General features: G+C 61.3%; 19 protein-coding genes and 2 pseudogenes. 7 read left to right on the top strand and 14 right to left on the bottom strand.

Going from position 1 to position 23,360, the window contains the following annotated elements:
* Nucleotides 1-189: 189 nt before the first annotated feature.
* On the bottom strand, nucleotides 190-690 hold the full coding sequence (gene rloA2, locus AC5O5I_RS01590) for a retropepsin-like aspartic peptidase RloA2 (RefSeq protein ID WP_172221498.1): 501 nt from the start codon (nucleotides 688-690) through the stop codon (nucleotides 190-192).
* A 182-nt stretch (nucleotides 691-872) separates the two neighbouring features.
* Here rloA2 and yihG point away from each other — a divergent pair, with 182 nt between their 5' ends.
* Both yihG and AC5O5I_RS01580 read left to right on the top strand, forming a co-directional pair.
* Entirely contained in the window at nucleotides 873-1,760 is an 888-nt protein-coding gene (yihG, locus tag AC5O5I_RS01585; protein WP_172221495.1) for a 1-acylglycerol-3-phosphate O-acyltransferase, YihG family, read from the top strand.
* Nucleotides 1,761-2,004: 244 nt separating this feature from the next.
* Nucleotides 2,005-3,354 carry an APC family permease gene (locus AC5O5I_RS01580; RefSeq protein WP_172221492.1) on the top strand — a complete coding sequence of 450 codons (1,350 nt, stop codon included), beginning with the start codon at nucleotides 2,005-2,007 and terminating at the stop codon, nucleotides 3,352-3,354.
* A gap of 197 nt (nucleotides 3,355-3,551) precedes the next feature.
* On the opposite strand, the gene AC5O5I_RS01575 is transcribed toward AC5O5I_RS01580, so the two are convergent.
* Entirely contained in the window at nucleotides 3,552-4,127 is a 576-nt protein-coding gene (locus AC5O5I_RS01575; protein ID WP_494511973.1) for a DUF2780 domain-containing protein, read from the bottom strand.
* A gap of 212 nt (nucleotides 4,128-4,339) precedes the next feature.
* Here AC5O5I_RS01575 and AC5O5I_RS01570 point away from each other — a divergent pair, with 212 nt between their 5' ends.
* Nucleotides 4,340-5,266: an RHS repeat-associated core domain-containing protein gene (locus AC5O5I_RS01570; protein WP_494511972.1), complete on the top strand. Its 927-nt coding sequence runs from the start codon at nucleotides 4,340-4,342 to the stop codon at nucleotides 5,264-5,266.
* A gap of 130 nt (nucleotides 5,267-5,396) precedes the next feature.
* Here AC5O5I_RS01570 and fdhA read toward each other — a convergent pair whose 3' ends face one another.
* The 7 genes from fdhA to AC5O5I_RS01535 form a co-directional block, all read right to left on the bottom strand.
* On the bottom strand, nucleotides 5,397-6,596 hold the full coding sequence (fdhA, locus tag AC5O5I_RS01565; protein WP_172221481.1) for a formaldehyde dehydrogenase, glutathione-independent: 1,200 nt from the start codon (nucleotides 6,594-6,596) through the stop codon (nucleotides 5,397-5,399).
* Between the two features lie 306 nt (nucleotides 6,597-6,902).
* Nucleotides 6,903-7,760 (bottom strand): formyltetrahydrofolate deformylase, encoded by an 858-nt coding sequence (purU, locus tag AC5O5I_RS01560; protein WP_172221478.1) that lies wholly within the window; start codon nucleotides 7,758-7,760, stop codon nucleotides 6,903-6,905.
* Nucleotides 7,761-7,770: 10 nt separating this feature from the next.
* Nucleotides 7,771-8,403 carry a sarcosine oxidase subunit gamma gene (locus tag AC5O5I_RS01555; protein ID WP_172221475.1) on the bottom strand — a complete coding sequence of 211 codons (633 nt, stop codon included), beginning with the start codon at nucleotides 8,401-8,403 and terminating at the stop codon, nucleotides 7,771-7,773.
* A 179-nt stretch (nucleotides 8,404-8,582) separates the two neighbouring features.
* Nucleotides 8,583-11,597 carry a sarcosine oxidase subunit alpha gene (locus AC5O5I_RS01550; RefSeq protein WP_172221472.1) on the bottom strand — a complete coding sequence of 1,005 codons (3,015 nt, stop codon included), beginning with the start codon at nucleotides 11,595-11,597 and terminating at the stop codon, nucleotides 8,583-8,585.
* Complete coding sequence (locus AC5O5I_RS01545) at nucleotides 11,594-11,929, bottom strand: sarcosine oxidase subunit delta (protein WP_172221470.1); 336 nt, start codon at nucleotides 11,927-11,929, stop codon at nucleotides 11,594-11,596. The genes AC5O5I_RS01550 and AC5O5I_RS01545 overlap by 4 nt, the downstream gene beginning before the upstream one ends.
* Nucleotides 11,930-11,943: 14 nt before the next feature.
* The gene (locus AC5O5I_RS01540; RefSeq protein WP_016484536.1) at nucleotides 11,944-13,194 is read right to left on the bottom strand and encodes a sarcosine oxidase subunit beta family protein; all 1,251 of its coding nucleotides are present in this window, start codon (nucleotides 13,192-13,194) and stop codon (nucleotides 11,944-11,946) included.
* 15 nt (nucleotides 13,195-13,209) lie between these two features.
* Nucleotides 13,210-14,463, bottom strand: a complete 1,254-nt coding sequence (locus tag AC5O5I_RS01535) for a serine hydroxymethyltransferase (RefSeq protein ID WP_172221467.1) — start codon at nucleotides 14,461-14,463, stop codon at nucleotides 13,210-13,212.
* 337 nt (nucleotides 14,464-14,800) lie between these two features.
* On the opposite strand from AC5O5I_RS01535, the gene AC5O5I_RS01530 reads away from it, so the two are divergent.
* Nucleotides 14,801-15,841 (top strand): threonine aldolase family protein, encoded by a 1,041-nt coding sequence (locus tag AC5O5I_RS01530; RefSeq protein ID WP_172221464.1) that lies wholly within the window; start codon nucleotides 14,801-14,803, stop codon nucleotides 15,839-15,841.
* 116 nt (nucleotides 15,842-15,957) lie between these two features.
* On the opposite strand, the gene AC5O5I_RS01525 is transcribed toward AC5O5I_RS01530, so the two are convergent.
* From AC5O5I_RS01525 to AC5O5I_RS01510, 4 genes and pseudogenes are all read right to left on the bottom strand, one after another.
* Entirely contained in the window at nucleotides 15,958-16,686 is a 729-nt protein-coding gene (locus tag AC5O5I_RS01525) for a methyl-accepting chemotaxis protein (protein ID WP_494512738.1), read from the bottom strand.
* Nucleotides 16,687-16,821: 135 nt separating this feature from the next.
* Nucleotides 16,822-17,850 (bottom strand): annotated as a pseudogene (locus tag AC5O5I_RS01520) (HAMP domain-containing protein); the annotation flags it as partial.
* A 194-nt stretch (nucleotides 17,851-18,044) separates the two neighbouring features.
* Nucleotides 18,045-18,347 carry a cell division protein ZapA gene (locus AC5O5I_RS01515; RefSeq protein WP_172221458.1) on the bottom strand — a complete coding sequence of 101 codons (303 nt, stop codon included), beginning with the start codon at nucleotides 18,345-18,347 and terminating at the stop codon, nucleotides 18,045-18,047.
* Entirely contained in the window at nucleotides 18,344-18,574 is a 231-nt protein-coding gene (locus tag AC5O5I_RS01510) for a hypothetical protein (protein ID WP_172221455.1), read from the bottom strand. Before AC5O5I_RS01510 ends, AC5O5I_RS01515 begins: the two co-directional genes overlap by 4 nt.
* Before the next feature lie 278 nt (nucleotides 18,575-18,852).
* Between AC5O5I_RS01510 and AC5O5I_RS01505 the strand changes: the two are divergent.
* Nucleotides 18,853-19,623, top strand: a pseudogene (locus AC5O5I_RS01505) (MCP four helix bundle domain-containing protein); the annotation flags it as partial.
* Nucleotides 19,606-20,478 (top strand): methyl-accepting chemotaxis protein, encoded by an 873-nt coding sequence (locus AC5O5I_RS01500; RefSeq protein ID WP_404943662.1) that lies wholly within the window; start codon nucleotides 19,606-19,608, stop codon nucleotides 20,476-20,478. The pseudogene AC5O5I_RS01505 and the gene AC5O5I_RS01500, both read left to right, overlap by 18 nt.
* A 189-nt stretch (nucleotides 20,479-20,667) precedes the next feature.
* On the opposite strand, the gene gbcB is transcribed toward AC5O5I_RS01500, so the two are convergent.
* The gene (gene gbcB / locus AC5O5I_RS01495) at nucleotides 20,668-21,768 is read right to left on the bottom strand and encodes a glycine betaine monooxygenase reductase subunit (RefSeq protein ID WP_172221449.1); all 1,101 of its coding nucleotides are present in this window, start codon (nucleotides 21,766-21,768) and stop codon (nucleotides 20,668-20,670) included.
* Nucleotides 21,769-22,062: 294 nt separating this feature from the next.
* Here gbcB and gbca point away from each other — a divergent pair, with 294 nt between their 5' ends.
* The gene (gene gbca / locus AC5O5I_RS01490; RefSeq protein ID WP_494511971.1) at nucleotides 22,063-23,355 is read left to right on the top strand and encodes a glycine betaine monooxygenase oxygenase subunit; all 1,293 of its coding nucleotides are present in this window, start codon (nucleotides 22,063-22,065) and stop codon (nucleotides 23,353-23,355) included.
* Nucleotides 23,356-23,360: the final 5 nt, after the last annotated feature.

Raw genomic sequence — 23,360 nt, 5'->3', positions numbered from 1 at the left:
GCCTTGGGTCGCGAAAGGGCCGCAGAGCGGCCCCGGCAATATCTGCATCAACGCTGCGATAGTGGGTCCGCTTGGCGGCCCATCGCCGGCAAGCCAGCTCCCACAGGTACAGAGCAGGCCTTGAGCCTTGTACATCACCTGTGGGAGCTGGCTTGCCGGCGATGAGGCCTGTGCAGGAGGTTTGCTCTGTCAGCAGTCAGGCTTGCCGGCGGTGAATTTCTTCGCCGGGTTCACTGCAGCCTTGAACTCGCGCAGCGCTTTGGAGCCGATCAGCAGCGGGTAGTTGAAGCTGCTGCGGTCAACCAGGTTCACTTCGACGGTGCGCTTCACATCACCCAGGCACAGCTCCAGGTCCACCACCGGGCGCTTGGATATCTCCGGCGCATCGCCGTCCTCTTCTTCATCTGCACGGCCCTTGATCTTGCTGATGCGCGAGACCTTGTGCTCGTACACCTTGCCATCGGACTCCTTGGTCGCCAGGCGGAAGCGTACCCACTCGTCACCATCACGGGTAAACAGCTCGATGTCCTTGGCCGACAGCGACGCGGTGAAGGCACCGGTGTCCATCTTGGCCTTCAGGGTTTCGCCCAGTTCCGGCAGGGCTATGTTCTCGTAACGGCCGTAGAGCGTGGGTTCGGCGGCCATTACCGGCAGCGCCAACAGCGACAACAGGGCAAGCAGAGGTTTCACAGGCAGGCTTCCTTGAAAAGGGTCAGTGCTTAGACTGCACTGGCAGGATAGGTTCGCTGTGCCAAGGGTAAACAACATGTTGTGAAACATTTGTACCCGCCTCCGGGCATTGGATGTTTGGCGATGGGCACGGCCCTGCTTATCATTGCCAACTGTTTATTTCCCACAACAAGAGTTTCTTTATGCGTCGCCTGCTTACCGGCATTCTTACGGCCACTTTGCTGCTGATCAACACCGTGGTGATGATCTGCCCGCTACTGGTCTTCGCCCTGCTGAAACTGGTGCTGCCGGGCAGCGGCCGCGACTATGCCTCCGCCGCGGTGATGTGGGTTGCCGAAGCATGGTCGGAAATCGACAAGGCCATCTTCGCCCTGTGCATCCCTACCCGGTGGGACATTCGCGGTGTCGAGAACCTGCGCAAGGACACTTCGTACCTGGCCGTGAGCAACCACCAGACCTGGGTGGATATCCCCGCGCTGATCGAAAGCCTCAACCGCCGTACGCCGTTTTTCAAGTTCTTCCTGAAGAAGGAACTGATCTGGGTGCCACTGCTGGGGCTGGCCTGGTGGGGGCTCGACTACCCGTTCATGAAGCGCTACAGCAAGGCGTTTCTGGAAAAGCACCCGGAGCTCAAGGGCAAGGACCTGGAAATCACCAAGGCGGCGTGTGAGTTGTTCAAGCGCCAGCCAGTGACGGTGGTCAACTACCTGGAAGGTACTCGGTTTACCGAGGCCAAGCGCCTGGAACAACAGTCGCCCTATCGCCACCTGCTCAAACCCAAGGCGGGTGGTGTGGCATTCGTGCTGGCGGCACTGGGCGAGCAGCTGGATGCGTTGCTGGACGTGACCATCGTCTACCCCGGCAACACGGCGCCGGGGTTCTGGGATTTGCTCGATGGCAGCATCAGCCGGGTGATTATCGACATTCAGGTACGCGAGCTTGACCCGGCGCTGTGGGCGGGGGATTACGAGAATGATCCTGAATTCCGCCAGACTGTGCAGGCTTGGGTGAACCAGTTATGGGTGGAGAAGGACGAGCGGATCGAGCAGCTGCGGGTGGAAATGGGCTGAGGTCTGTATCGCCTGTACTGGCCCAATCGCCGGAAAGCCAGCTCCCACAGGATACCCGCAGTGTTCAAGGCTTGCGCTGTACCTGTGGGAGCTGGCTTGCCGGCGATTGGCCAGAAAACCCACAGCAGATTCCCGATTAAAACCTGCGCTAATAATCAGCATAAGGATTACTTTTTTGTCTTCTACTACCTAACTGGATAAAAATCGACCAAAGCACAACTACAAGAACGCTCTGGATCGAACGATGGCCAACCCAATCAGCTCCGCCCCCGCCCAACTTCGTCGCGTACTGGGCCTCCCCGCCCTGGTGTTCTTCGGCCTGGTCTACATGGTCCCGCTGACCATCTTCACCACCTACGGCATCGTCACCGAACTCACCGGTGGCCGCACCGCCAGCGCCTACATGGTCACACTGGTGGCCATGCTGTTCACCGCCGCGTCCTATAGCTTCATGGTCAAGCGCTTTCCGGTCGCGGGCTCGGCGTATTCCTACACCAACATGGCCTTCGGCCCCAACGTCGGCTTTCTCGCCGGCTGGTCGCTGTTGCTCGACTACCTGTTCCTGCCGATGATCAACTACCTGCTGATCGGCCTGTTCCTCAACATCGCCTTCCCGGCCATCCCGGCGTGGTCCATCGCACTCGCCTCGATTGCCCTGGTGACCGTGCTGAATGTGATCGGCATTCACTCGGTGGCCAAGACCAGCAACCTGATCGTCGGCGCGCAGATCGTCTTCATCGGCGTGTTCGTCGCCCTGTCCTGCCAGTCGCTGGCCGGCCAGCCGCTGGACCTGCTGTCGCCGCTGATGGGCGACGGCTCGCAGCCTGGCTTCGGCGCGATCATGGCCGGCGCGGCGGTACTGTGCCTGTCGTTCCTCGGCTTTGATGCTGTCTCTACCCTGGCCGAGGAATGCCGCGATGCCCGCCGCGACGTGCCACGGGCCATCATCCTCACCACGCTGTTCGCCGGCGTGCTGTTCACCGTACTGGCCTATGTCAGCCAGCTGGTCTTGCCGGGCAGCAGCTTCGCCAATGCCGATGCAGCGGCCAACGAGGTGATGTTCAAGGCGGGCGGGCAGTTCCTGGCCAACTTCTTCACCGCCGCGTACGTGGCCGGCAGCCTGGGTTCGGCGCTGGCCTCGCAAGCGGCGGTGTCGCGCATCCTGTTCACCATGGGGCGGGACAACGTGCTGCCGCGGCGCAGCTTTGGTTACCTGTCGCCGCGGTTTGGTACGCCGGTGTTTGCCATTTTGCTGGTGTCGGCGTTTTCGCTGCTGGCGCTGGTGATTGACCTGGCTACCCTCGCCTCGCTGATCAGTTTTGGCGCGCTGGTGGCGTTTTCAGCGGTGAACCTGGCGGTGGTGAAGACGCACCTGATGGACGCTGGTGCCCAGCGTACCCTCAAGGGGCTGCTGTGCTATGGCCTGGTGCCGCTGGTAGGTTTGGGGCTGACACTGTGGCTGTGGACCAGCCTGTCGGCACTGACGTTGGTGATTGGCCTGTCCTGGTTTGCCCTGGGCCTTGCATATTTGGCAGTCCTGACCGCCGGCTTCCGCCGCCCGGTACGCTTGGTGGACTTTACCGAAGCTGCTTGAATCTAAATGGCCACGGACGGCCTTCTGCTGAAAACGTTCATCGGCACCAAACGGCCAACTCCAAAAGAACTTAACAGCCAAACACGCAGTACTCAGAATTAAATAATTCGCCCGCTTGAAGCCCTATTCTCAAACGGGCTCCAAACAGGTGAGGTTCAATCGCTTCGTTCAAGGAGGGGTAGTTGCCAAATAGTCAATCACACCGATGGCTGACCTAACGGAGCGGGAGTGGTCCACAAACTCCCCAGATTCTGCAACAACGACCCGGCAATCCCCTGCTGCCCAAGGTACTGCAGCAGCAACGGCGCAAACTGCCCGATCATCCCGGTATCCATCCCCAGCGCCTTGAACGCACTGTCCAGGTCGCTGCGGTTCTCCACATTGTTGCCCAGCGCATTGCTCAACGCCGACTGGCTCTCACTGTTCTTTCCGAGCATTTCGCCCAACCCGCTCAAGCCACCCAGCGCATTGGCGCCGGCCAGCAGGTCAAGCCCCGGCACCGCCTTGGTCAGCTGGCCATAGTCGTCACTGCTGAGATTGTTACGCGCCAACCCCAACATCGCACCCGCCCCGCCAACGGCCTGTTCGGGGGTGATCTTCAATTCGCTGCCCAGCGTATTGAGCAAATTCGCCTGAGCTTCGGGCGCCTGCACCTGGCCTTGCTGTTTCTGGTTCTGCATGGCGGATACGGCGTTGGCGGCGTCGCTGAGGTTGAAGGCGAACACCGGGCTCGCGGCCAGGGTCATAAGGGTTGCCAGGATGAATGCTTTCATACGAAGGACCTCGTCAGCCGGGATGGCTTGAAAAACGAGCTATAGACAGGGCTTCAGAGGAATTATTCCAAGCCGGCCATCGGAAATGTCTTCCATCCGCCTTCAGTAAAATCCCAAATCTACCGCATACCACCTGATAAAAATGCTAGTTGAGAAGAAAGGATCAGAGGAGCAGAGTAAAACCACGTTTAATAACACACAGGACGCCCGTCATGAGCTCCGCTCCTTCGCAGAACAAACAACAAAGCGCAAAAAACACGAAAGCATCAAATCCAAAAACTTATAAATCATCTTTTATATACTTCTATAGCCCCAACAACGTCACAACAGAAATGTCGACTCAGTCATACCGCCAGGTCGGTCGAGCTGAAGGGATAATCAATTTCCATATCGACCAAACCCAGTCAAATTCTTTACTAGCCGTAGACCGTTCCAACTCCCCTCTGGGGTTGCCAGCAAAACCTATTAACTATTCACCTTATGGCCATCACGCGATTGATTTCGGTAAGCTGGTTGGATTTAACGGACAGCGCCAGGACCCGCTAACACATAATTATTACTTGAAAAGCAGATTTTTTTCACCTGCAATTTACAGATTTTGCAGTTCCGACCAATTTAGTCCATTCGACAAAGGAGGGGTTAATTCATACGGCTACTGCGAAGGTGACCCTATCAACTTCACCGACCCCACAGGGACAGTTAAATCGGCTATTTCAACACTCTTAAAGAATCACGATAAGCTAATGAAGTATGCAGAAAAAATTGCTCGCGACGAAAAACGCCTTGCGCAACTGAACAAAAAATTAAACAATCCGACGAGCGAGGCGAAGCTATACCTAGCCGGTAAAGCCCAGAACCCTGGAGGTGCAGTCCAGCAAGCTGGATACTTCAAGGAAACAGCGAAACCATTCGTTTCAGCGTCCAAAAAACTGGAGGCGAGCATTGCCAAAAACTTGGGCAAGGTCAAAGAGACCTTCAACCAATATGTCCCCAATGCAGAGAAATATTTGCTAGGCAGCACGCCAGAGAATGCAGCGACTTTTAACACCTTTGACGTCATGCTAGAAGAAGTGGCTACTCGATCGATGCACGAAATATTCGACAAGGTTTTTGAGACGCGCGCATCTTTAGCACGCTAAAGATTTTAATTTTCAGATAATCATTTTCTCCCAGAACAGGTGAAATATCCTAAAGCCCTCATCGCAAATAAAAATTTTCGTAACAGAAAAAAAGCCCCTCGATTCGAGGGGCTTTCTCATTCGACGCTTATTATGCTGCACCCCACATCTTGTGCGGGTCAATCACAAACTTCTTCGGCACCCCTGCATCAAACTCGCCATACCCTTCCGGCGCCTGATCCAGGTTGATCACCTGCACACCCACCACTTCGGCAATGTTGATGCGGTCCCACATGATCGCCTGCATCAGCTGGCGGTTGTACTTCATGGTAGGCGTCTGCCCGGTATGGAAGCTGTGCGACTTGGCCCAGCCCAGGCCGAAGCGGATGCTCAGTGCGCCGATCTTGGCGGCGGCATCCACCGCACCCGGGTCTTCGGTCACGTACAGGCCCGGGATACCGATGTTGCCGGCAACGCGGGTAACCTGCATCAGCGAGTTCAACACGGTGGCCGGGGCTTCATGCTTGGCACCTTCATGGCCATGGCCACGGGCCTCGAAGCCTACAGCGTCAACGGCGCAGTCCACTTCCGGCTCGCCGAGGATGTCGACGATCTGCTCGTGCAGCGGGGTGTCCTTGGACAGGTCGACCACTTCGAAACCCTGCGACTTGGCGTGGGCCAGGCGCAGTGGGTTGAGGTCACCGACGATCACGCAGGCGGCGCCCAGCAGGCGCGCGGAGGCAGCGGCGGCCAGGCCGACCGGGCCGGCGCCGGCAACGTAGACGGTGCTGCCTGGGCCTACGCCGGCAGTGACGGCGCCGTGGTAGCCGGTTGGCAGGATGTCGGACAGGCAGGTCAGGTCACGGATCTTTTCCATGGCCTTGTCGCGGTCTGGCAGTTTCAGCAGGTTGAAGTCGGCATACGGCACCAGCACGTACTCGGCCTGGCCGCCGGTCCAGTCGCCCATGTCGACGTAGCCGTAGGCGCCGCCAGCGCGGGCCGGGTTGACGGTAAGGCAGACACCGGTGTGCATCTCTTTGCAGGAGCGGCAACGGCCGCAGGCGACGTTGAAGGGTACCGAGACCAGGTCGCCGATCTGCATGCGCTCGACGTCGCTGCCTTTCTCGATGATCTCACCGGTGATTTCATGGCCCAGCACCAGGCCGGTCTGGGCAGTGGTGCGGCCGCGGACCATGTGCTGGTCGGAGCCGCAGATATTGGTGGAGACCACCTTCAAGATCACGCCGTGCTCGATCTTCTTGCCGCGCGGGTCCTGCATTTTCGGGTAGTCGATCTTCTGTACTTCGACCTTGCCAGCGCCGAGATACACCACTCCACGATTGCCAGACATGCTCTTACCTCGCTTGATTTTTATTGATGCAGCGGTGGTGGAACGCGCCGCCATCCATGGGCGGCATGTGTTTCTGGAATGAGGGGATTGTGGGCCTGATGCGGCCGGATGCACTGACTGGGAGCGACAGGGAGATGCCTTTTAGCGGCAGGCTTGTCGTTGAAGGACATGGGGGATGTAACAGAGGTGGTTACCTGTTCTGGCCTTTTCGCGGGTGAACCCGCTCCCACAGGTTCGGCGCAAGCTTCAAGGCTGGCGAAGTACTTGGGGGAGCGGGTTCACCCGCGAAGAGGCCGGTGCAGGTTATTACAGAACTACAGTCCGATTGGCGTTAAGGAACACTCGCCGCTCGATGTGATAACCCACAGCCCGCGCCAGGGTCAGGCATTCGATATCACGCCCTTTGGCAATCAGGTCTTCCGGGTAATGGCTGTGGTCCACCACTTCGACGCCCTGGGCAATGATCGGCCCTTCGTCCAGGTCGTTATTGATGTAGTGCGCCGTGGCGCCAACCATCTTCACGCCCTTGTTGTACGCCTGGTGATAAGGCTTGGCGCCCTTGAACCCCGGCAACAACGAGTGGTGGATGTTGATCGCCCAGCCATCCAGGCGCCGGCACAGCTCCGGCGACAGCACCTGCATGTAACGGGCAAGCACGACCAGCTCGGCCCCGGTTTCTTCGATCACCTGGATCACCTTGCGCTCCTGCGCAGGCTTGTCCTTGGGATCGAGGGCGAAGTGGTAGTAGGGAATCTTGTGCCACTGCGCCAAGGGCTCGAGGTCGGGGTGGTTGGACACCACTGCCACCACGTCCATGCTCAGCTGGCCAATGCGCTGGCGATACAGCAAGTCGTTAAGGCAATGGTCAGCCTTGGACACCATGATCACCACCTTGGGGCGGTGCTTGGGCGCCGTCAGCTCGAAGGCCATGCCGAACGCACCGCTGCGCTCGGCCAGGCCGGCGCGGAAGCCGACCTCGTCGAAATCGTCCGGCTGGCGGAACTCCACGCGAATGAAGAAGCGCCCCGACAGCCGGTCATCGAAGGAGTGGTGCTCCGTCACGTAGCAGCGCTGCTCGAAGAGGTAACGCGTCACCACGTCGACGGTGCCGAGCATGCTCGGGCAGTCGGCGGTGAGAATCCAGGTATCCGGTGCCCGACTCATGTTCTTCTCCTTAAGCTTCGATGCTCAGGCCGTATTCGGCCGAAGCGTCCTGCAGCCACAGCCACCAGTAGTCGGCGAAGCTGCGGCGAATCACCAGCTCCCAGGTGTCTTCGGCGGTGCGGCGGATCACCAGCTGCGACTTGGCGAACACGGTGCCGACAGCCTTGCCCACCGGGAAGTTGTTCGGATGAACATCATAGCTGGTGGACTTCATCAGCACTTCACGCACGTTCGGGCCGCGCAGTTCCAGCAGGCTTTGCCCGCCGCTGACGTTGACCACCTGGATGTGCTGGCCTTCCAGGGCCGCGCGCAGCTTTTGCTCGACGGCCAGTTCCTGGCCGCCAGGCACGATCAGCAGCCACTCGTCGGGGCCGACCCATTGCAGCGAGGTGTCGCCGCTGGCAACCACGGTCAGGGCCACAGGCAACTCCAGGCCCAGGGCCTTGTGCACGCCTGCGGCGAATTCCGGGTTGTGGCCATCGCCACGGATGGTCAGGTGGCCGAGGAATTTCTTCTCACGTAGGGTCACGCCTGCGTTCTTGCGGCCTTTGCCAACCAGGCTGGCCAGGTCGGCGTGGTGCAGTGGCGACTGGGCCTTGGCCTCGGCGCCGGGGTTTTGCTGGTAGACGTTGATAGCGCTCATTTCTTACCTGCCTTGAATTCTTGTTCGTCGATGCGACGCCGCTTTTGTGTTGGGGCTACCGGCCTCATCGCCGGCAAGCCAGCTCCCACAGGGACCTCACCAACCTTCAAAACTGCATCGATCCTGTGGGCGCTGGCTTGCCGGCGATTGGGCCTGGCCTGCCCCCACAGGGCCCGGAGTCAAACGTTCTGCCGCTCACCCTTCGGATCGAAGAACACCGAAGACACGATCTCGGCCTCGATCACGCTGCCGTCAGCCTGTGGCGAGTAGACACGCTCGCCCATGCGCTTGAGGCCGCCCTTGACCACACCCATGGCAAAGGAATAGCCCAGGGAGTTGTGCGCGTAGCTGGAGGTGACGTGGCCAACCATGTCCATCGGGATCGGCTGTTTCGGATCGAAGACCAGCTGGGCGCCCTCCGGCAGCCACTTGGTCGGGTCGACCGGCTTCAGGCCGACCAGCTGCTTGCGGTTTTCGCGCACGCAGTCTTCGCGGTTCATGCCACGCAGGCCGATCCACGAGTACGGCTTGTTGCGGCCCACGCACCAGCTCATGTTCAGGTCGTCCGGGTTCATCGAACCGTCGGTGTCCTGACCAACGATGATGAAGCCCTTCTCGGCACGCAGTACGTGCATGGTCTCGGTGCCGTACGGGGTCAGGTTGTACTTCTTGCCTGCCTCGACGATCTTTTCCAGTACGCCCATGGCGTAGTTGGCCTGCACGTTGACTTCGTACGACAGCTCACCGGTGAACGAAATCCGGAACACACGGGCCGGCACGCCTGCGACGTTGCCTTCCTTCCAGGTCATGAACGGGAAGGCTTCCTTGTCCATGTCGATGTCGGTCAGCTCGCTGAGCAGCTTGCGGCTGTTGGGGCCGGACAGGGTCATGGTGGCCCAGTGGTCGGTGACCGAGGTGAAATACACCTTCAGCTCCGGCCATTCGGTTTGCAGGTACAGCTCCATCCACTGCAGCACGCGTGCAGCGCCGCCGGTGGTGGTGGTCATGATGAAGTGGTTGTCGCCGACGCAGGCGGTGACGCCGTCGTCGAAGACCATGCCGTCTTCCTTGCACATCAGGCCGTAGCGGGCCTTGCCCACGTCGAGCTTGGTCCAGGCGTTGGTGTAGATGCGGTTGAGGAACTCGCGGGCATCCGGGCCCTGGATGTCGATCTTGCCCAGGGTCGAGGCGTCCAGCAGGCCTACGCTGTCGCGCACGGCCTTGCACTCGCGGGCCACCGCGGTGTTGAGGTCTTCACCGGCTTTCGGGAAGTACCAAGGGCGCTTCCACTGGCCGACGTCTTCGAACTCGGCACCGTTCTTCACGTGCCAGGCATGCAGGGCAGTGAAACGCACGGGCTCGAACAGGTGACCACAGTGGCGGCCCGCTACCGCGCCGAAGGTGACCGGCGTGTAGTTGGGGCGGAACATGGTGGTGCCCATTTCCGGGATGGTAATACCGATCGAACGGGCGGCAATGGCCAGGCCGTTGATGTTGCCCAGTTTGCCCTGGTCGGTACCGAAGCCCAGCGCGGTGTAGCGTTTTACGTGCTCGACCGACTCGAAGCCTTCGCGGGTGGCCAACTCGATGCCGGCGGCGGTCACGTCGTTCTGCTGGTCGACGAACTGCTTCGGCCCCTTGGTGCCTTTGTCGTGCGGCACCTGGAACAGCGCCACGGTGGCCTCTTCCTTGCGCGCAACGGTTTTCGGCAGGGTGCCGACGCTGGCTTTGAAGCCGGCTTCGGTGGCGGCGCGCGCGCCGCCTTCAAAACCATCGGCAATTACGTCGCCCAAGGCGTAGACGCCGTTGATGCCACCCACGCACTCGCGTTTCTGCGGCGCATCGCCCGGCACGAAGCCAAGAATGTCGTCACGCCATACCGGGCGACCGCCCAGGTGCGAAGCCAGGTGCACGATCGGGCTGTAGCCGCCGGAGGTTGCGATCAGGTCGCACTCAAGGGTTTCGCCTGGGCTGGTGACCTTGTGTGCCTGCACGTCGATGGCGGCCACGCGGGCGCCGGTCACATGCTTGCTGCCCTTGGCCTCGACCACGGCGCTGGAGGTGAGGATGCGGATGCCTTTCGCACGCGCTTCTTCAACCAGCGAGCCACGCGGGTTGTGGCGGGCGTCGGCAATAGCGACCACTTGCAGGCCGGCATCGTGCCAGTCCAGCGCGGCGCGGTAGGCGTGGTCGTTGTTGGTCGACAGCACCAGCTTGCGGCCCGGGGCCACGCCGTAGCGGCGAACGTAGGTGGAAACGGCACCCGCCAGCATGTTGCCCGGCACGTCGTTGTTGCCGTACACCAGTGGGCGCTCGTGGGCACCGGCAGCCAGCACCACGCGCTTGGCACGCACACGGTGCACGCGGTGGCGTACCTGGCCAATCGGGGCGCGGTCGCCCAGGTGGTCGGTGAGGCGCTCGTGAATGGTCAGGAAGTTATGGTCGTGGTAGCCGTTGACCGTGGCACGTGGCAGCAGGGTCACTTCCGGCAGGCTTTCCAGCTCTTTGACCACGGCGCTGACCCAGTCGGCGGCAGGCTTGCCGTCGAGGGTTTCGCGGGAGTCGAGCAAGCTACCGCCAAACTCTTCCTGCTCGTCGGCCAGGATCACCCGGGCACCGCTGCGCGCGGCGGCCAGTGCGGCAGCCAGGCCAGCAGGGCCGGCGCCGACGATCAGCACGTCGCAGTGCTGGTTCATGTAGTCGTAGCTGTCCGGGTCGTTCTGCAGCGGCGCACGGCCCAGGCCTGCGGCTTTGCGGATGTACTTCTCGTAAGTCATCCAGAACGATTTCGGGTACATGAAGGTTTTGTAGTAGAACCCCGGCGGCATCATACTGCCACCAACCTTGCCAAGGATGCCCATGACGTCGTTGTTGACGTTCGGCCAGCCGTTGGTGCTGGTGGCTACAAGACCGGCGTACAGCGCCTGCTGGGTGGCACGCACGTTGGGGATCTGGGTGGCTTCGCTGGAGCCGATCTGCAGGATCGCGTTCGGCTCTTCGGTACCGGCGGCGATGATGCCGCGCGGACGCGAGTACTTGAAGCTGCGGCCAACGATGTCGACGCCGTTGGCCAGCAACGCGGCGGCCAGGCTGTCACCGGCATAACCCTGGTAGGTCTTGCCGTTGAAGGTGAAGTTCAGGACCTTGCTGCGGTCGACACGGCCGCCGCTGGCGAGGCGATAGGTCTGGCTCATACTTTTTCCCCTTGGCCTTTGACGGTCGACGGTGCGCAGGTTGGCTTGCCGCCTTCGGTCACTTGCGGCTTCTCGCCAATCTTGTAGGTTTCCAGAATTTCGTAGGTCACGGTGTTACGGGTGACGTTGAAGTACTGGCGGCAGCCGGCAACGTGGTCCCACAGTTCATGGTGGATACCGCGCGGGTTGTCACGGTAGAACATGTAGGTACCCCACTCCTCGTCGGAGCAGGCGGCAGGGTCCAGCGGGCGGGCGATGTGTGCCTGGCCAGAGGCGTGGAACTCTTCTTCGGAGCGCAGCTCGCCGCAGTGGGGACAGAAAATATGCAACATGACGGTGTCTCCGGTTAGTGGGCGACGGCGGCGGCGCCGTGTTCGTCGATCAGTGCGCCGTTGTAGAAACGGTCCATGGAGAACGGCGCGGCCAGTGGGTGCATTTCGCCCTTGGCCAGGCTCGCGGCGAAGACGTTGCCCGAACCCGGGGTCGCCTTGAAGCCGCCAGTACCCCAACCGCAGTTGAAGAACATGTTCTTGACCGGCGTCTTGGTGATGATCGGGCAAGCGTCCGGCGAGGTGTCGACGATGCCGCCCCACTGGCGGTTCATGCGTACGCGCGAGAGGTTGGGGAACATCTCGACGATGGCCTGCAGGGTGTGCTCGATCACCGGGTACGAACCGCGCTGGCCGTAGCCGACCCAGCCGTCGATACCGGCACCGATCACCAGGTCGCCCTTGTCGGACTGGCTGATGTAGCCGTGCACGGCGTTGGACATGATCACGCTGTCGATGATCGGCTTGATAGGCTCGGAGACCAGCGCTTGCAGCGGGTGCGACTCCAGCGGCAGGCGGAAGCCGGCCAGCTTGGCCATGTGCCCGGAGTTACCGGCGGTGACCACGCCGACGCGCTTGGCGCCGATGAAGCCTTTGTTGGTTTCAACACCGATGACCGCGCCGTTTTCCTTGCGAAAGCCAATTACTTCGGTCTGCTGGATGAGGTCGACACCCAAGGCGTCGGCGGCACGGGCATAGCCCCAGGCCACGGCGTCGTGACGAGCCACGCCACCACGGCGCTGAACGGTCGCGCCGAGGATCGGGTAACGGGTGTTCTTCGAGCAGTCCAGGTACGGGATTTCAGCCGCGACCTGAGCGGTGTTCAGCAGTTCGCCATCGACGCCGTTGAGGCGGTTGGCGCTGACGCGGCGCTCGGAGTCACGAATGTCCTGCAGGGTGTGGCACAGGTTGTAGACGCCACGCTGGGAGAACATGACGTTGTAGTTGATGTCCTGGGACAGCCCTTCCCACAGCTTCATGGCGTGCTCGTAGAGCTGCGCCGATTCGTCCCACAGATAGTTGGAACGCACGATGGTGGTGTTACGGGCAGTGTTGCCGCCGCCCAGGTAGCCCTTTTCGATTACTGCGACGTTGGTGATGCCGTGCTCTTTGGCCAGGTAGTAGGCCGTGGCAAGGCCATGGCCGCCACCGCCGACGATAACCACGTCGTAAACCTTTTTAGGGGTTGGCGTGCGCCACATGCGCTGCCAGTTCTCGTGGTGGCTGAGGGAGTGTTTGAAGAGGCCGAAGCCCGAGTAGCGTTGCATGGTCGTTTACTCCACTCAGCGGTAAACAGGGAAATCTGCGCACAGCGCCGCGACGTTCTTCGCCACATCGGCTTCGACGTCTGCGTCACCGAGGTTGTCGAGGATGTCGCAGATCCAGCCGGCCAGGGCCACGCACTGCGCAACCTTGAAGCCACGGGTGGTCACGGCCGGGGTGCCGATGCGCAGGCCCGAGGTGACGAACGGCGACTGTGGGTCGTTCGGCACGGCGTTCTTGTTGACGGTGATGTGCGCGCGGCCCAGGGCGGCGTCGGCGTCTTTGCCGGTGAGCCCCTGGCGAATCAGGCTGACCAGGAACAGGTGGTTGTCGGTACCGTCGGACACCACGTCGTAGCCACGGTCGATAAACACCTGAGCCATGGCCTGGGCGTTTTCGATCACTTGCTTCTGGTACACCTTGAACTCAGGCTCCAGCGCTTCCTTGAAGCACACCGCCTTGGCGGCGATCACGTGCATCAGCGGGCCACCCTGGGCGCCCGGGAATACGGCGGCGTTGAGCTTTTTCTCGATCTCTTCGTTGGACTTGGCCAGGATCAGGCCACCACGTGGGCCGCGCAGGGTCTTGTGGGTGGTGGTGGTGACCACGTCGGCGAACGGGATCGGGTTCGGGTACAGGCCAGCGGCAACCAGGCCGGCAACGTGGGCCATGTCGACGAACAGCAGCGCCCCGACCTTGTCGGCGATGGCGCGGAAGCGTGGGAAGTCGAGGGTCTTGGAGTAGGCCGAGAAGCCGGCAACGATCATCTTCGGCTTGTGCTCGACCGCCAGGCGCTCGACTTCGTCGTAGTCGATCAGGCCGGTGTCGGTGTTGATGCCGTATTGCACAGCGTTGTACAGCTTGCCCGAGGACGACACCTTGGCGCCGTGGGTCAGGTGGCCGCCGTGGGCCAGGCTCATGCCCAGGATGGTGTCACCGGCCTGCAGCAGGGCCAGGTACACCGCGCCGTTGGCCGACGAGCCTGAGTGTGGCTGGACGTTGGCGTAGTCGGCGCCGAACAGCTGCTTGGCGCGCTCGATGGCCAGTGCCTCGACTTTGTCCACATGCTCGCAGCCACCGTAGTAGCGCTTGCCCGGGTAGCCTTCGGCGTACTTGTTGGTCAGGCCGCTGCCTTGGGCCTGCATCACACGCTTGGAGGTGTAGTTCTCCGAGGCGATCAGCTCGATGTGGTCTTCCTGGCGCTGTTCTTCGGCATTCATCGCCGCCAGCAGTGCATCGTCATAACCCTGGATCTGGTCTTGCTTGCTGAACATCGTGTATCTCCCGGCAGCGATCGTTTTTGTCGTAGAGCACTGTGGCCCTTTGTGGCGATGTTATGACTGGCCGGGGCAGGTCAGATGCCTGCGCACGCCTTGCAATGGCGCGTTTACGACATTCGTTTTGCACTGGGCTCTCTGACCCCATCGCCGGCAAGCCAGCTCCCACAGAAAATGCGCTGCCCTCAGGCCTTGTGGAGCGCCTGTGGGAGCTGGCTTGCCGGCGATAGGGCCTGTACAGGCAAAGCTGAAACCAACCGATGCACCGCTTGTATAGGCAACCGCTGAATCGATGGTTTAGAGTGCTGTTCTGCGTCGTTCACAGGACAGGGTCATGACCGATAAGAGCCAACAATTCGCCAGCGACAACTATTCCGGTATCTGCCCCGAAGCCTGGGCTGCCATGGAAAAGGCCAACCACGGCCACGACCGCGCCTACGGCGACGACCAGTGGACCGAGCGCGCCGCGCAGTACTTCCGCGAGCTGTTCGAAACCGACTGCGAGGTGTTCTTCGCCTTCAACGGCACCGCCGCCAACTCGCTGGCCCTGGCCTCGCTGTGCCAGAGCTACCACAGCGTGATCTGCTCCGAGACCGCTCACGTCGAAACCGATGAATGCGGCGCGCCGGAGTTCTTCTCCAACGGTTCCAAGCTGCTGACCGCGCCCAGCGTCAACGGCAAGCTGACACCCGAATCCATCCGCGAAGTGGCGCTGAAGCGCCAGGACATCCACTACCCCAAACCGCGTGTGGTCACCCTTACCCAGGCCACCGAGGTGGGTACCGTCTATCGCCCCGATGAGCTGAAGGCGATCAGCGCCACCTGCAAGGAGCTTGGCCTGAACCTGCACATGGACGGCGCGCGCTTTACCAATGCCTGCGCGTTCCTCGGTTGCAGCCCGGCCGAACTGACCTGGAAGGCCGGCGTCGATGTGTTGTGCTTTGGCGGCACCAAGAACGGCATGGCGGTGGGTGAGGCGATTCTGTTCTTCAACCGCCAGCTGGCTGAGGACTTCGACTACCGCTGTAAGCAGGCTGGGCAGTTGGCGTCGAAGATGCGCTTTTTGTCGGCGCCGTGGGTAGGGCTGCTCGAAGATGGCGCCTGGCTGCGCCATGGCAACCATGCCAACCATTGCGCGCAGTTGCTCGCCTCGCTGGTGAGTGATCTGCCGGGCGTGGAGCTGATGTTCCCGGTAGAGGCCAACGGGGTGTTCCTGCAGATGCCTGAGCAGGCCATTGAAGCGCTGCGCGGCAAGGGCTGGCGGTTCTATACCTTTATTGGCAGCGGTGGGGCGCGGTTCATGTGCTCGTGGGATACCGAGGAAGAGCGGGTGCGTGAGCTGGCGGCGGATATCCGCAGCATCATTACTGCCTGACAGATTGCTGGGGCTGCTCCGCAGCCCATTGGCGCGGCTCCCACAGGGCTTGAATCCTGTGCGGTCGGTGTGGGAGCTGGCTTGCCGGCGATGGGCTGCGCAGCAGCCCCGACTATCTAAAGCCTGAACCCACCCATCTGCCGCGCCAAGTCATCGGCCAAGCCACGCAAAGCCTGGCATTCATCCCGGCACCCCTGCACTTCTGCGGCCGTTTCCCGCGCCAGGTCGGAAATCCCTTGCACCGTCCGGTTGATCTCCTCGGTCACCGCCGACTGCTCCTCGGTCGCCGTGGCCACCTGATGGTTCATGTCGCTGATGTGTTCCACCTGATCGGTAATCGCGCCCAGCGACGCCCCGGTGCGCTGGCTCGACTCCACCCCGCTGCCGGTCGCCTGCTGCCCCGCCTGCATCGAACTCACCGCCGAACCCGCACCCTGCTTCAAGCGCTGGATCATCTGCTGTACCTCATCAGTGGACAGCTGGGTGCGCCGGGCGAGGGTGCGTACCTCATCGGCCACCACGGCAAACCCACGGCCCATCTCGCCTGCACGCGCAGCCTCGATGGCAGCGTTCAACGCCAACAGGTTGGTCTGCTCGGAAATACTGCGAATTACCGCCAGAACTTCATCGATCGAAGCGACTTCATCGGCCAACTGGCTGACCGCATCGGCTGCTTTGCCAATATCGCCCGACATACCCTCGATACCACGGATCGAGCGCTGTACGACTTCACGCGCCTGCAACGCCTCATCCCGCGCCGACTGCGAAGCCTGCGCCGCGTCGCCGGCATTGCGGGCGATGTCCTGCACGGTCAGGCCCATTTCATGTACGGCGGTGGCGACCATTTCGGTCATTTCCTGCTGCCGCCCGGAACGCTCTGCGGTGTTGTCCACAACCTGAGTCACCTGCTCCACGGCACGGTGCAGCCGGTCAGAGGTACTCAACACTTCACTGATCAGGCTGCGCTGGCTGTCGAGGAAGCGGTTGAAACCACGGGCCAGGTCGCCCAGTTCATCCTGACGTGCATCATCCAGCCGGTGGCTGAGGTCACCCGCGCCGCTGCCGATCTGCACCAGCGCAGCGGTGACACGGCGTAACGGCCTCACCAGGCCACGGGCCAGAAGCACCACCAGCAGCAGCGACACCAAAGCCACGACACCACCGACCAGACTGGTCAGCCACACCGCCTGATGCATCTGTGCGTAGATTTCCGACTCCGGCACCTCGGCCACCAGGGTCCAGTCAAGATCGCGCAAAGGCAGGCCAAGCGCCAGGAAGGGCTCGCCATCTCGGCTGAAACGGCTACTGCGCAGGCCTTCACCGCCGGTCATCACGGCCTTGGCCGCATCCGCACCAAGCTGCTCGGTGAGTTGGCGCTTGCCGCTGAAGGCGTTGTCCGGGTGAACCTGGATCAAGCCATCGTTACGCACCAGAAAAACCTTGCCGTGCTCGCCGAAGCTGAAGTCGTGAATCAGCCTGGACAGCTCGGTCATCAGCAGACCCATGCCAGCCACGCCGACAAGCTGGCCGTTTTTTTCCACGCGGTAGTCGATGAACAGCGCCAGCTCACCGGTGGCACCGTCGATGTCGATGTTGATCAGGCGCTCGGCGCCGCTGTCGATGTAGCCATAGAACCACTTGTCTTTGGGGTTACTGCGGCTGAGGGTGCGATCCAGGCCGTTCTCGTTGTAGTAGTGACCGGTTCCGGTCGACACAAACAGCGTGGTGAAGGCGTGATTGCGCTGCTTGGCAGCTTGCAGGTATTCGAGAAAATGAGGGGCCTGGGCGGGGTCTTCACCGGTCGCAAGCCAGTCGCGCAGCAGGGTATTGCCGGCAATGTCCGCCGCCGCCGTGAGCGGCTGGCCGAGCATGCGCTCGATGTCGTTGCGGATAGCTTCGATGCTGGCCGGGAGCGCGGTGTCGACCAGGTAGCGCTCGGTAAGGCGGTTGAGCGCCACCGTGAAGATAATGACTACCACCAGGATGCTCGCCAGCAGGGCGGCGCCCATGCTGGTGATCAACTGCCACTGGATGCTTCTACGCCAGATACCCATGCCTACTCCCCTGCACATTATTGTTGTGCGGAAAGTGTATACACTTGCGTATCCAGTTAATCCAGTGATCTAAGACAATCAGGCGCGCCCTGTAGGAGCGGGTTCGGCGCACCGATGAACCCGCTCCCACAGGCGCCCCCGGCTATCGATCAGGACTCTGCGATGGTCCGAACGATGGCATCGACGGTAGCGTCGATCTGCGCCTGGGTGCGCTCAAGCGTCTTGCGATGTTCATTCTGCAGGTCAACCTGCTTGGAACACAGGTTCAGAGCGGCCAGCACCAGCAGCTTGTCGCCGATCAAGGTCGGATACTGGCGCTTGGTTTCGTTCAAGGCGGTGTTGAGCATCCGCACCGCCTGGGCAAGCGTCTCTTCCTGGCCTTCGGGTGCCTTGATCGAATAATCGATGCCGAGGATCGACACCACATTGATCGGCTGCTCTTGCAGTCTCATGCGCCGACGACACCCGCGCTGGCACGCTCAACCAGAGCCTGGATGCGTGCAGCCGTAGCACCGTTCTTTTCTTCCTGCTCCATCAGCGACAGCTGCAGGGTTTCGTTTTCTTCCTTGGCCTGGGCCAGTTCCTGGCCAAGGGCGGAGTTCTGCTCGGTGAGTTGAGCGTTTTTCTGCATCAGGTCGCTGACCAGTTGCTCGATTTGATTCAGGGATGCTTCCAGCATGGGTCTATCTCAGGTTGTTGCGAGGGGCGCACACGATAAAGAAAAGTACGGCCCATCGCCATTAAATATCAGATTCATAAGGTGTCTAACCCGCAGATTGACAGGGTATCTGCCCCCTTGTTCCGATCTGGATCAACCGCCGGTCAGGAAAAAGATAGCCACCTCACAAAATTGACCCTGTCGCACTCAAGACTCACCGGTCACGACCGATAGCCCGGCAAGTCTTGTTTTGTCGCACTTTTGCGCACTCTTTCTCCCTTGCCTGGATCCTCCCCTCCATGTCTCTACGCAACATGAATATCGCCCCGCGCGCGTTGCTCGGCTTTGCGCTCATCGGCGTGCTGATGCTCGGCCTCGGTATCTTCTCGCTGATACAAATGGGCAACATTCGCCAGGCCGGCGTCGCCATCGAACAGGTCAGTGTGCCGAGTATCAAGATTCTCGACGAACTCACCGCGCTGAACCTGCGCATGCGCACCCTTTCCTACCGCCTGCTGCTCAACCGCGAGCCAGAGACCCAGCGCGATACCCTCAACCTGCTGGATCAGCGCAACACCCAGATCGACCGAGCGCGCCAGGCTTACCTGCCGATGATCGGTGCCGCCGACGAGCAGGCCGCGTTCGACCAGTACGGCCAATTGCTCAGCCAGTACCGCCAGCTGGAATCGCGCATGCGCAGCCTGAGCCAGGCCGACCGCCTTGATGAGCTGCGCGACCTGCTGAACCGCGACCTGCTGGCCAACTCCGAGCAGATCAACAAGGTCATGGACACCCTGGTGCGCATCAACACCGACCAGACCCGCGCCACCAACGCGAAAGCCGCCAGCCAGTATGCCGCCGCCTTCGCCCTGGTGATCGGGCTGCTGATTGCAGCCACGGTGCTGACCTTCCTTTGCGCATTCCTGCTGACGCGCAGCATCGTCAGGCCCATTGAAGAGGCACTGAAGTCGGCCGAACAGGTTGCCGACGGTGACCTGACCCACGTCATTCGCGCCGAAGGCACCGACGAAGCCGCCCGACTGCTGCGCGCCATGGCCCGCATGCAGGACAAGCTGCGCGACACCTTGCAACAGATCGCCGGTTCCGCCACCCAGTTGGCGTCGGCTGCCGAAGAGCTGAATGCAGTCACTGATGAAAGTGCCCGTGGCCTGCAACAACAGAACAACGAAATCGAACAGGCAGCCACGGCCGTTACGGAAATGACCAGTGCGGTGGAAGAAGTGGCACGTAATGCCGTAAGCACCTCCGAAGCGTCCAGTGAAGCCAGCCGCTCGACCGGTGACGGTCGTGACCTGGTGATGGAAACCGTGGGCGCCATCGAGCGCATGAGTGGTGATGTGCAAGCCACTGCCAAGCTGATCACCCACCTGGCCGAGCAGTCGCGTGATATCGGCAAGGTGCTGGACGTGATCCGTGGCCTGGCCGATCAAACCAACCTGCTGGCGCTTAACGCTGCTATCGAAGCCGCGCGTGCGGGTGAGGCGGGCCGTGGTTTTGCCGTAGTGGCCGATGAAGTGCGGGCGCTGGCCCACCGTACCCAGCAGTCGACCAGCGAAATCGAGCGGATGATCGGCAGTATCCAGGGCGGTACCGAGGAAGCGGTGGAGTCGATGCGCACCAGCACCGAACGCGCCGAATCGACGCTGAACATCGCCCGTGGTGCGGGCATGGCGCTGGATACCATTGCCGGTGCCGTGGCGCAGATCAACGAGCGTAACCTGGTGATCGCCAGCGCGGCAGAAGAACAGGCCCAAGTGGCGCGGGAGGTGGACCGCAACCTGGTGAATATCAATGACCTGTCGGTGCAGAGTGCTACCGGGGCGCATCAGACCAGCGCGGCTAGCGCCGAGCTGTCGCGTCTGGCAGTGGATTTGAATGGGTTGGTGGCGCGCTTCCGTACCTGACCAACCTAAGCCGGGGCCGCTTTGCGGCCCATCGCCGGCAAGCCAGCTCCCACACCGACCGTGCCACTCTCAAGGCATTTGCAGTACCTGTGGGGGCAACTGCCTTGCTCAGTCTTGGAAGATGATGCGATCCTTGTGGGAGCTGGCTTGCCGGCGATGGGCTGCAAAGCAGCCCCCTGCAATTTCGGATCAGTAATCGATCCGCACATCCCCTTTCGGCACACTGCAGCACGACAGGATGTAGCCCTCGGCTTCGTCCTCTTCGGTAATGCCGCCGTTGTGGTCCATTTCCACCTCGCCGCCCAGCTTCAGCACCTTGCACGTACCGCAAATGCCCATGCCGCACGCTTTCGGGATCATCAGCCCGACCTTGGCCGCCGCCGCATGCACGGTCTCGCCCGGGGCAATGCGAATGCTCTTCTCGCTGCCGATGAACTCCACCAGGTTCAGGTCGGAAACATCCAGCTCCGGCGCATCGGCCGCCTGCTCGGCGTGCTCAACCGCATCGGCCTTGGCCTCCGCCGGGGTCGCACCGAACGATTCTTCGTGATAATTCTTCATGTCGAAGCCGACCGCCTCGAGCATGCGCTTGACCGCTGTCATGTACGGCGTCGGGCCGCAGCAGAACACCACACGCTCCATGTAGTCCGGCGCGATCAGCTCCATCAGCCGCTGGTTCAGGTAACCGCGATAGCCGGCCCACGGCTCGCCCAGCCCATGCTTCTCGCAAATGATGTGCAGGCTGAAGTTGGGAATGCGCGAGGCCATCTGTTCCAGCTCGCGGTGGTAGATGATGTCCTTCGGCGAACGCGCGCTGTGCACGAACACCATGTCGACATTGGCGTTGGTGTCGTAGAACCAGCGCGCCATCGACATGACCGGGGTGATACCGACACCACCGGACAGGTACAACGCCTTGCCGGCCGGGAAGTCGATGGCGTTGAACAACCCCACCGGGCCATGCACTGGCAGCTCGGCGCCCTCGTGCATGGTGTCGTGCAGGAAGTTGGACACCTGGCCGCCCGGCACGCGCTTGACGGTGATCGAGAAGCTGTAGGGCACCGACGGCGAACTGGAGATGGTGTACGAGCGCATCACCGGCTTGCCTTCGATTTCCAGCTCGAGGGTGACGAACTGCCCCGGCTTGAAGAAGAACATGATCGGCTGGTCTGCCATGAAGCAGAAGGTGCGCACGTCCCAGGTCTCCTGGATGACCTTGACGCAGCGCACGATGTGGCGGCCGTTGGCCCAGGTCTGGGTGGTGACCGGATTGAGGAAGGTATCGGACATGTTCATCTCCAGCGGCCGACTATGGCCCTTTTCATGGCTCCGATAATGCTCAACCCGTGAGCGACGTACATTCCTGCCAGCGACATCGGCGTGCTTATCGCGACCAGCCCCGCAATACAAGGGCTGGGGCGTCGTTATTCAAATCGGCCATGTCGTCCATGGATACGGTTCGCGGCGTCTTCGGACGCACACTCCACGGCAAAACAACTAGCTGCTTTTCAAGAGCAACCTTGCGGCACCACAACAACGATTAGCCACCTTTTGCCGGCCGCACACGGCCCCGAGGAATACACGATGGACGTCACCGCAACCCTGAGCCTGGGCGATCCACTGGAACCTGCACGCAAGGCCACCGCCGAGATGTTGCAGACCCGCGAGCGCACCTACTCGCTGCCCCAGCCTTTCTACACCGACGAGCGTCTGTTCCAGATCGACATGCAGGAGATCTTCCAGAAAGAATGGCTGATCGCCGGCATGACTTGCGAAATCCCGGCAAAAGGCAACTACATCACCCTGCAGATCGGCAAGAACCCGATCCTGGTGGTGCGCGGTGCCGAAGGCAAGGTGCATGCCTTCCACAACGTATGCCGCCACCGCGGTTCGCGGCTGTGCGTGAGCGACAAGGGCAAAGTGGCCAAGCTGGTCTGCCACTACCACCAGTGGACCTATGAGCTGGACGGCCGCCTGCTGTTCGCCGGCACCGAAATGGGCGCCGACTTCGACATGAAGGAATACGGCCTGAAACCGGTACACGTGAAGGTTTCCGGCGGATACATCTTCATCAGCCTGGCGGAAAACCCGCCTGCCATCGACGAGTTCCTGGGCACCCTCGAGCACTACATGGAACCGTACGACATGGAGAACACCAAGGTGGCCGTGCACACCACCTTGATGGAAAAGGCCAACTGGAAACTGGTGCTGGAAAACAACCGCGAGTGCTACCACTGCAGCGGTTCGCACCCGGAACTGCTGCAAACCCTGCTGGAGTGGGACGACACCAACGACCCGCGCGCCAGCCAGGAATTCAAGGACCACGTGGCCAGCTCTGCCGCCGCCTGGGAAGCCGAGAAAATCCCTTACCTGCACAAAAGCCACGGCCTGCGTAACCGCATCGTGCGCATGCCGCTGCTCAAGGGCACCGTGTCGATGACCATGGACGGCAAGCAGGCCTGCCAGAAGCTGATGGGCCGCATCAAGAACCCGGACCTGGGTTCGATGCGCATCCTGCACCTGCCGCACTCGTGGAACCACTGCATGGGTGACCACATCATCGTCTTCACCGTGTGGCCGATCAGCGCCCAGGAAACCATGGTCACCACCAAGTGGCTGGTGCACAAGTATGCCGTGGAAGGCGTGGACTACGACCCTGAGCGCATGCGCAAAGTGTGGGACGCTACCAACGACCAGGACCGTCGCCTGGCGGAAGAGAACCAGCGCGGGATCAACTCTACCGCTTACCAGCCGGGCCCGTACTCGAAGACTTACGAGTTTGGTGTGGTCAACTTCATTGACTGGTATAGCCAGCGGGTTCTTGAGAACCTGGGGGCGGAGCCGGCACCTTATCTGAAGGAAGTGCAGGCGCAGTAATCAAT

The organism is Pseudomonas sp. 9_2_1, assembly GCF_059295275.1.
Note: the sequence above shows the minus strand (reverse complement) of the source record. Positions and strands in the feature narration are given on the sequence as shown.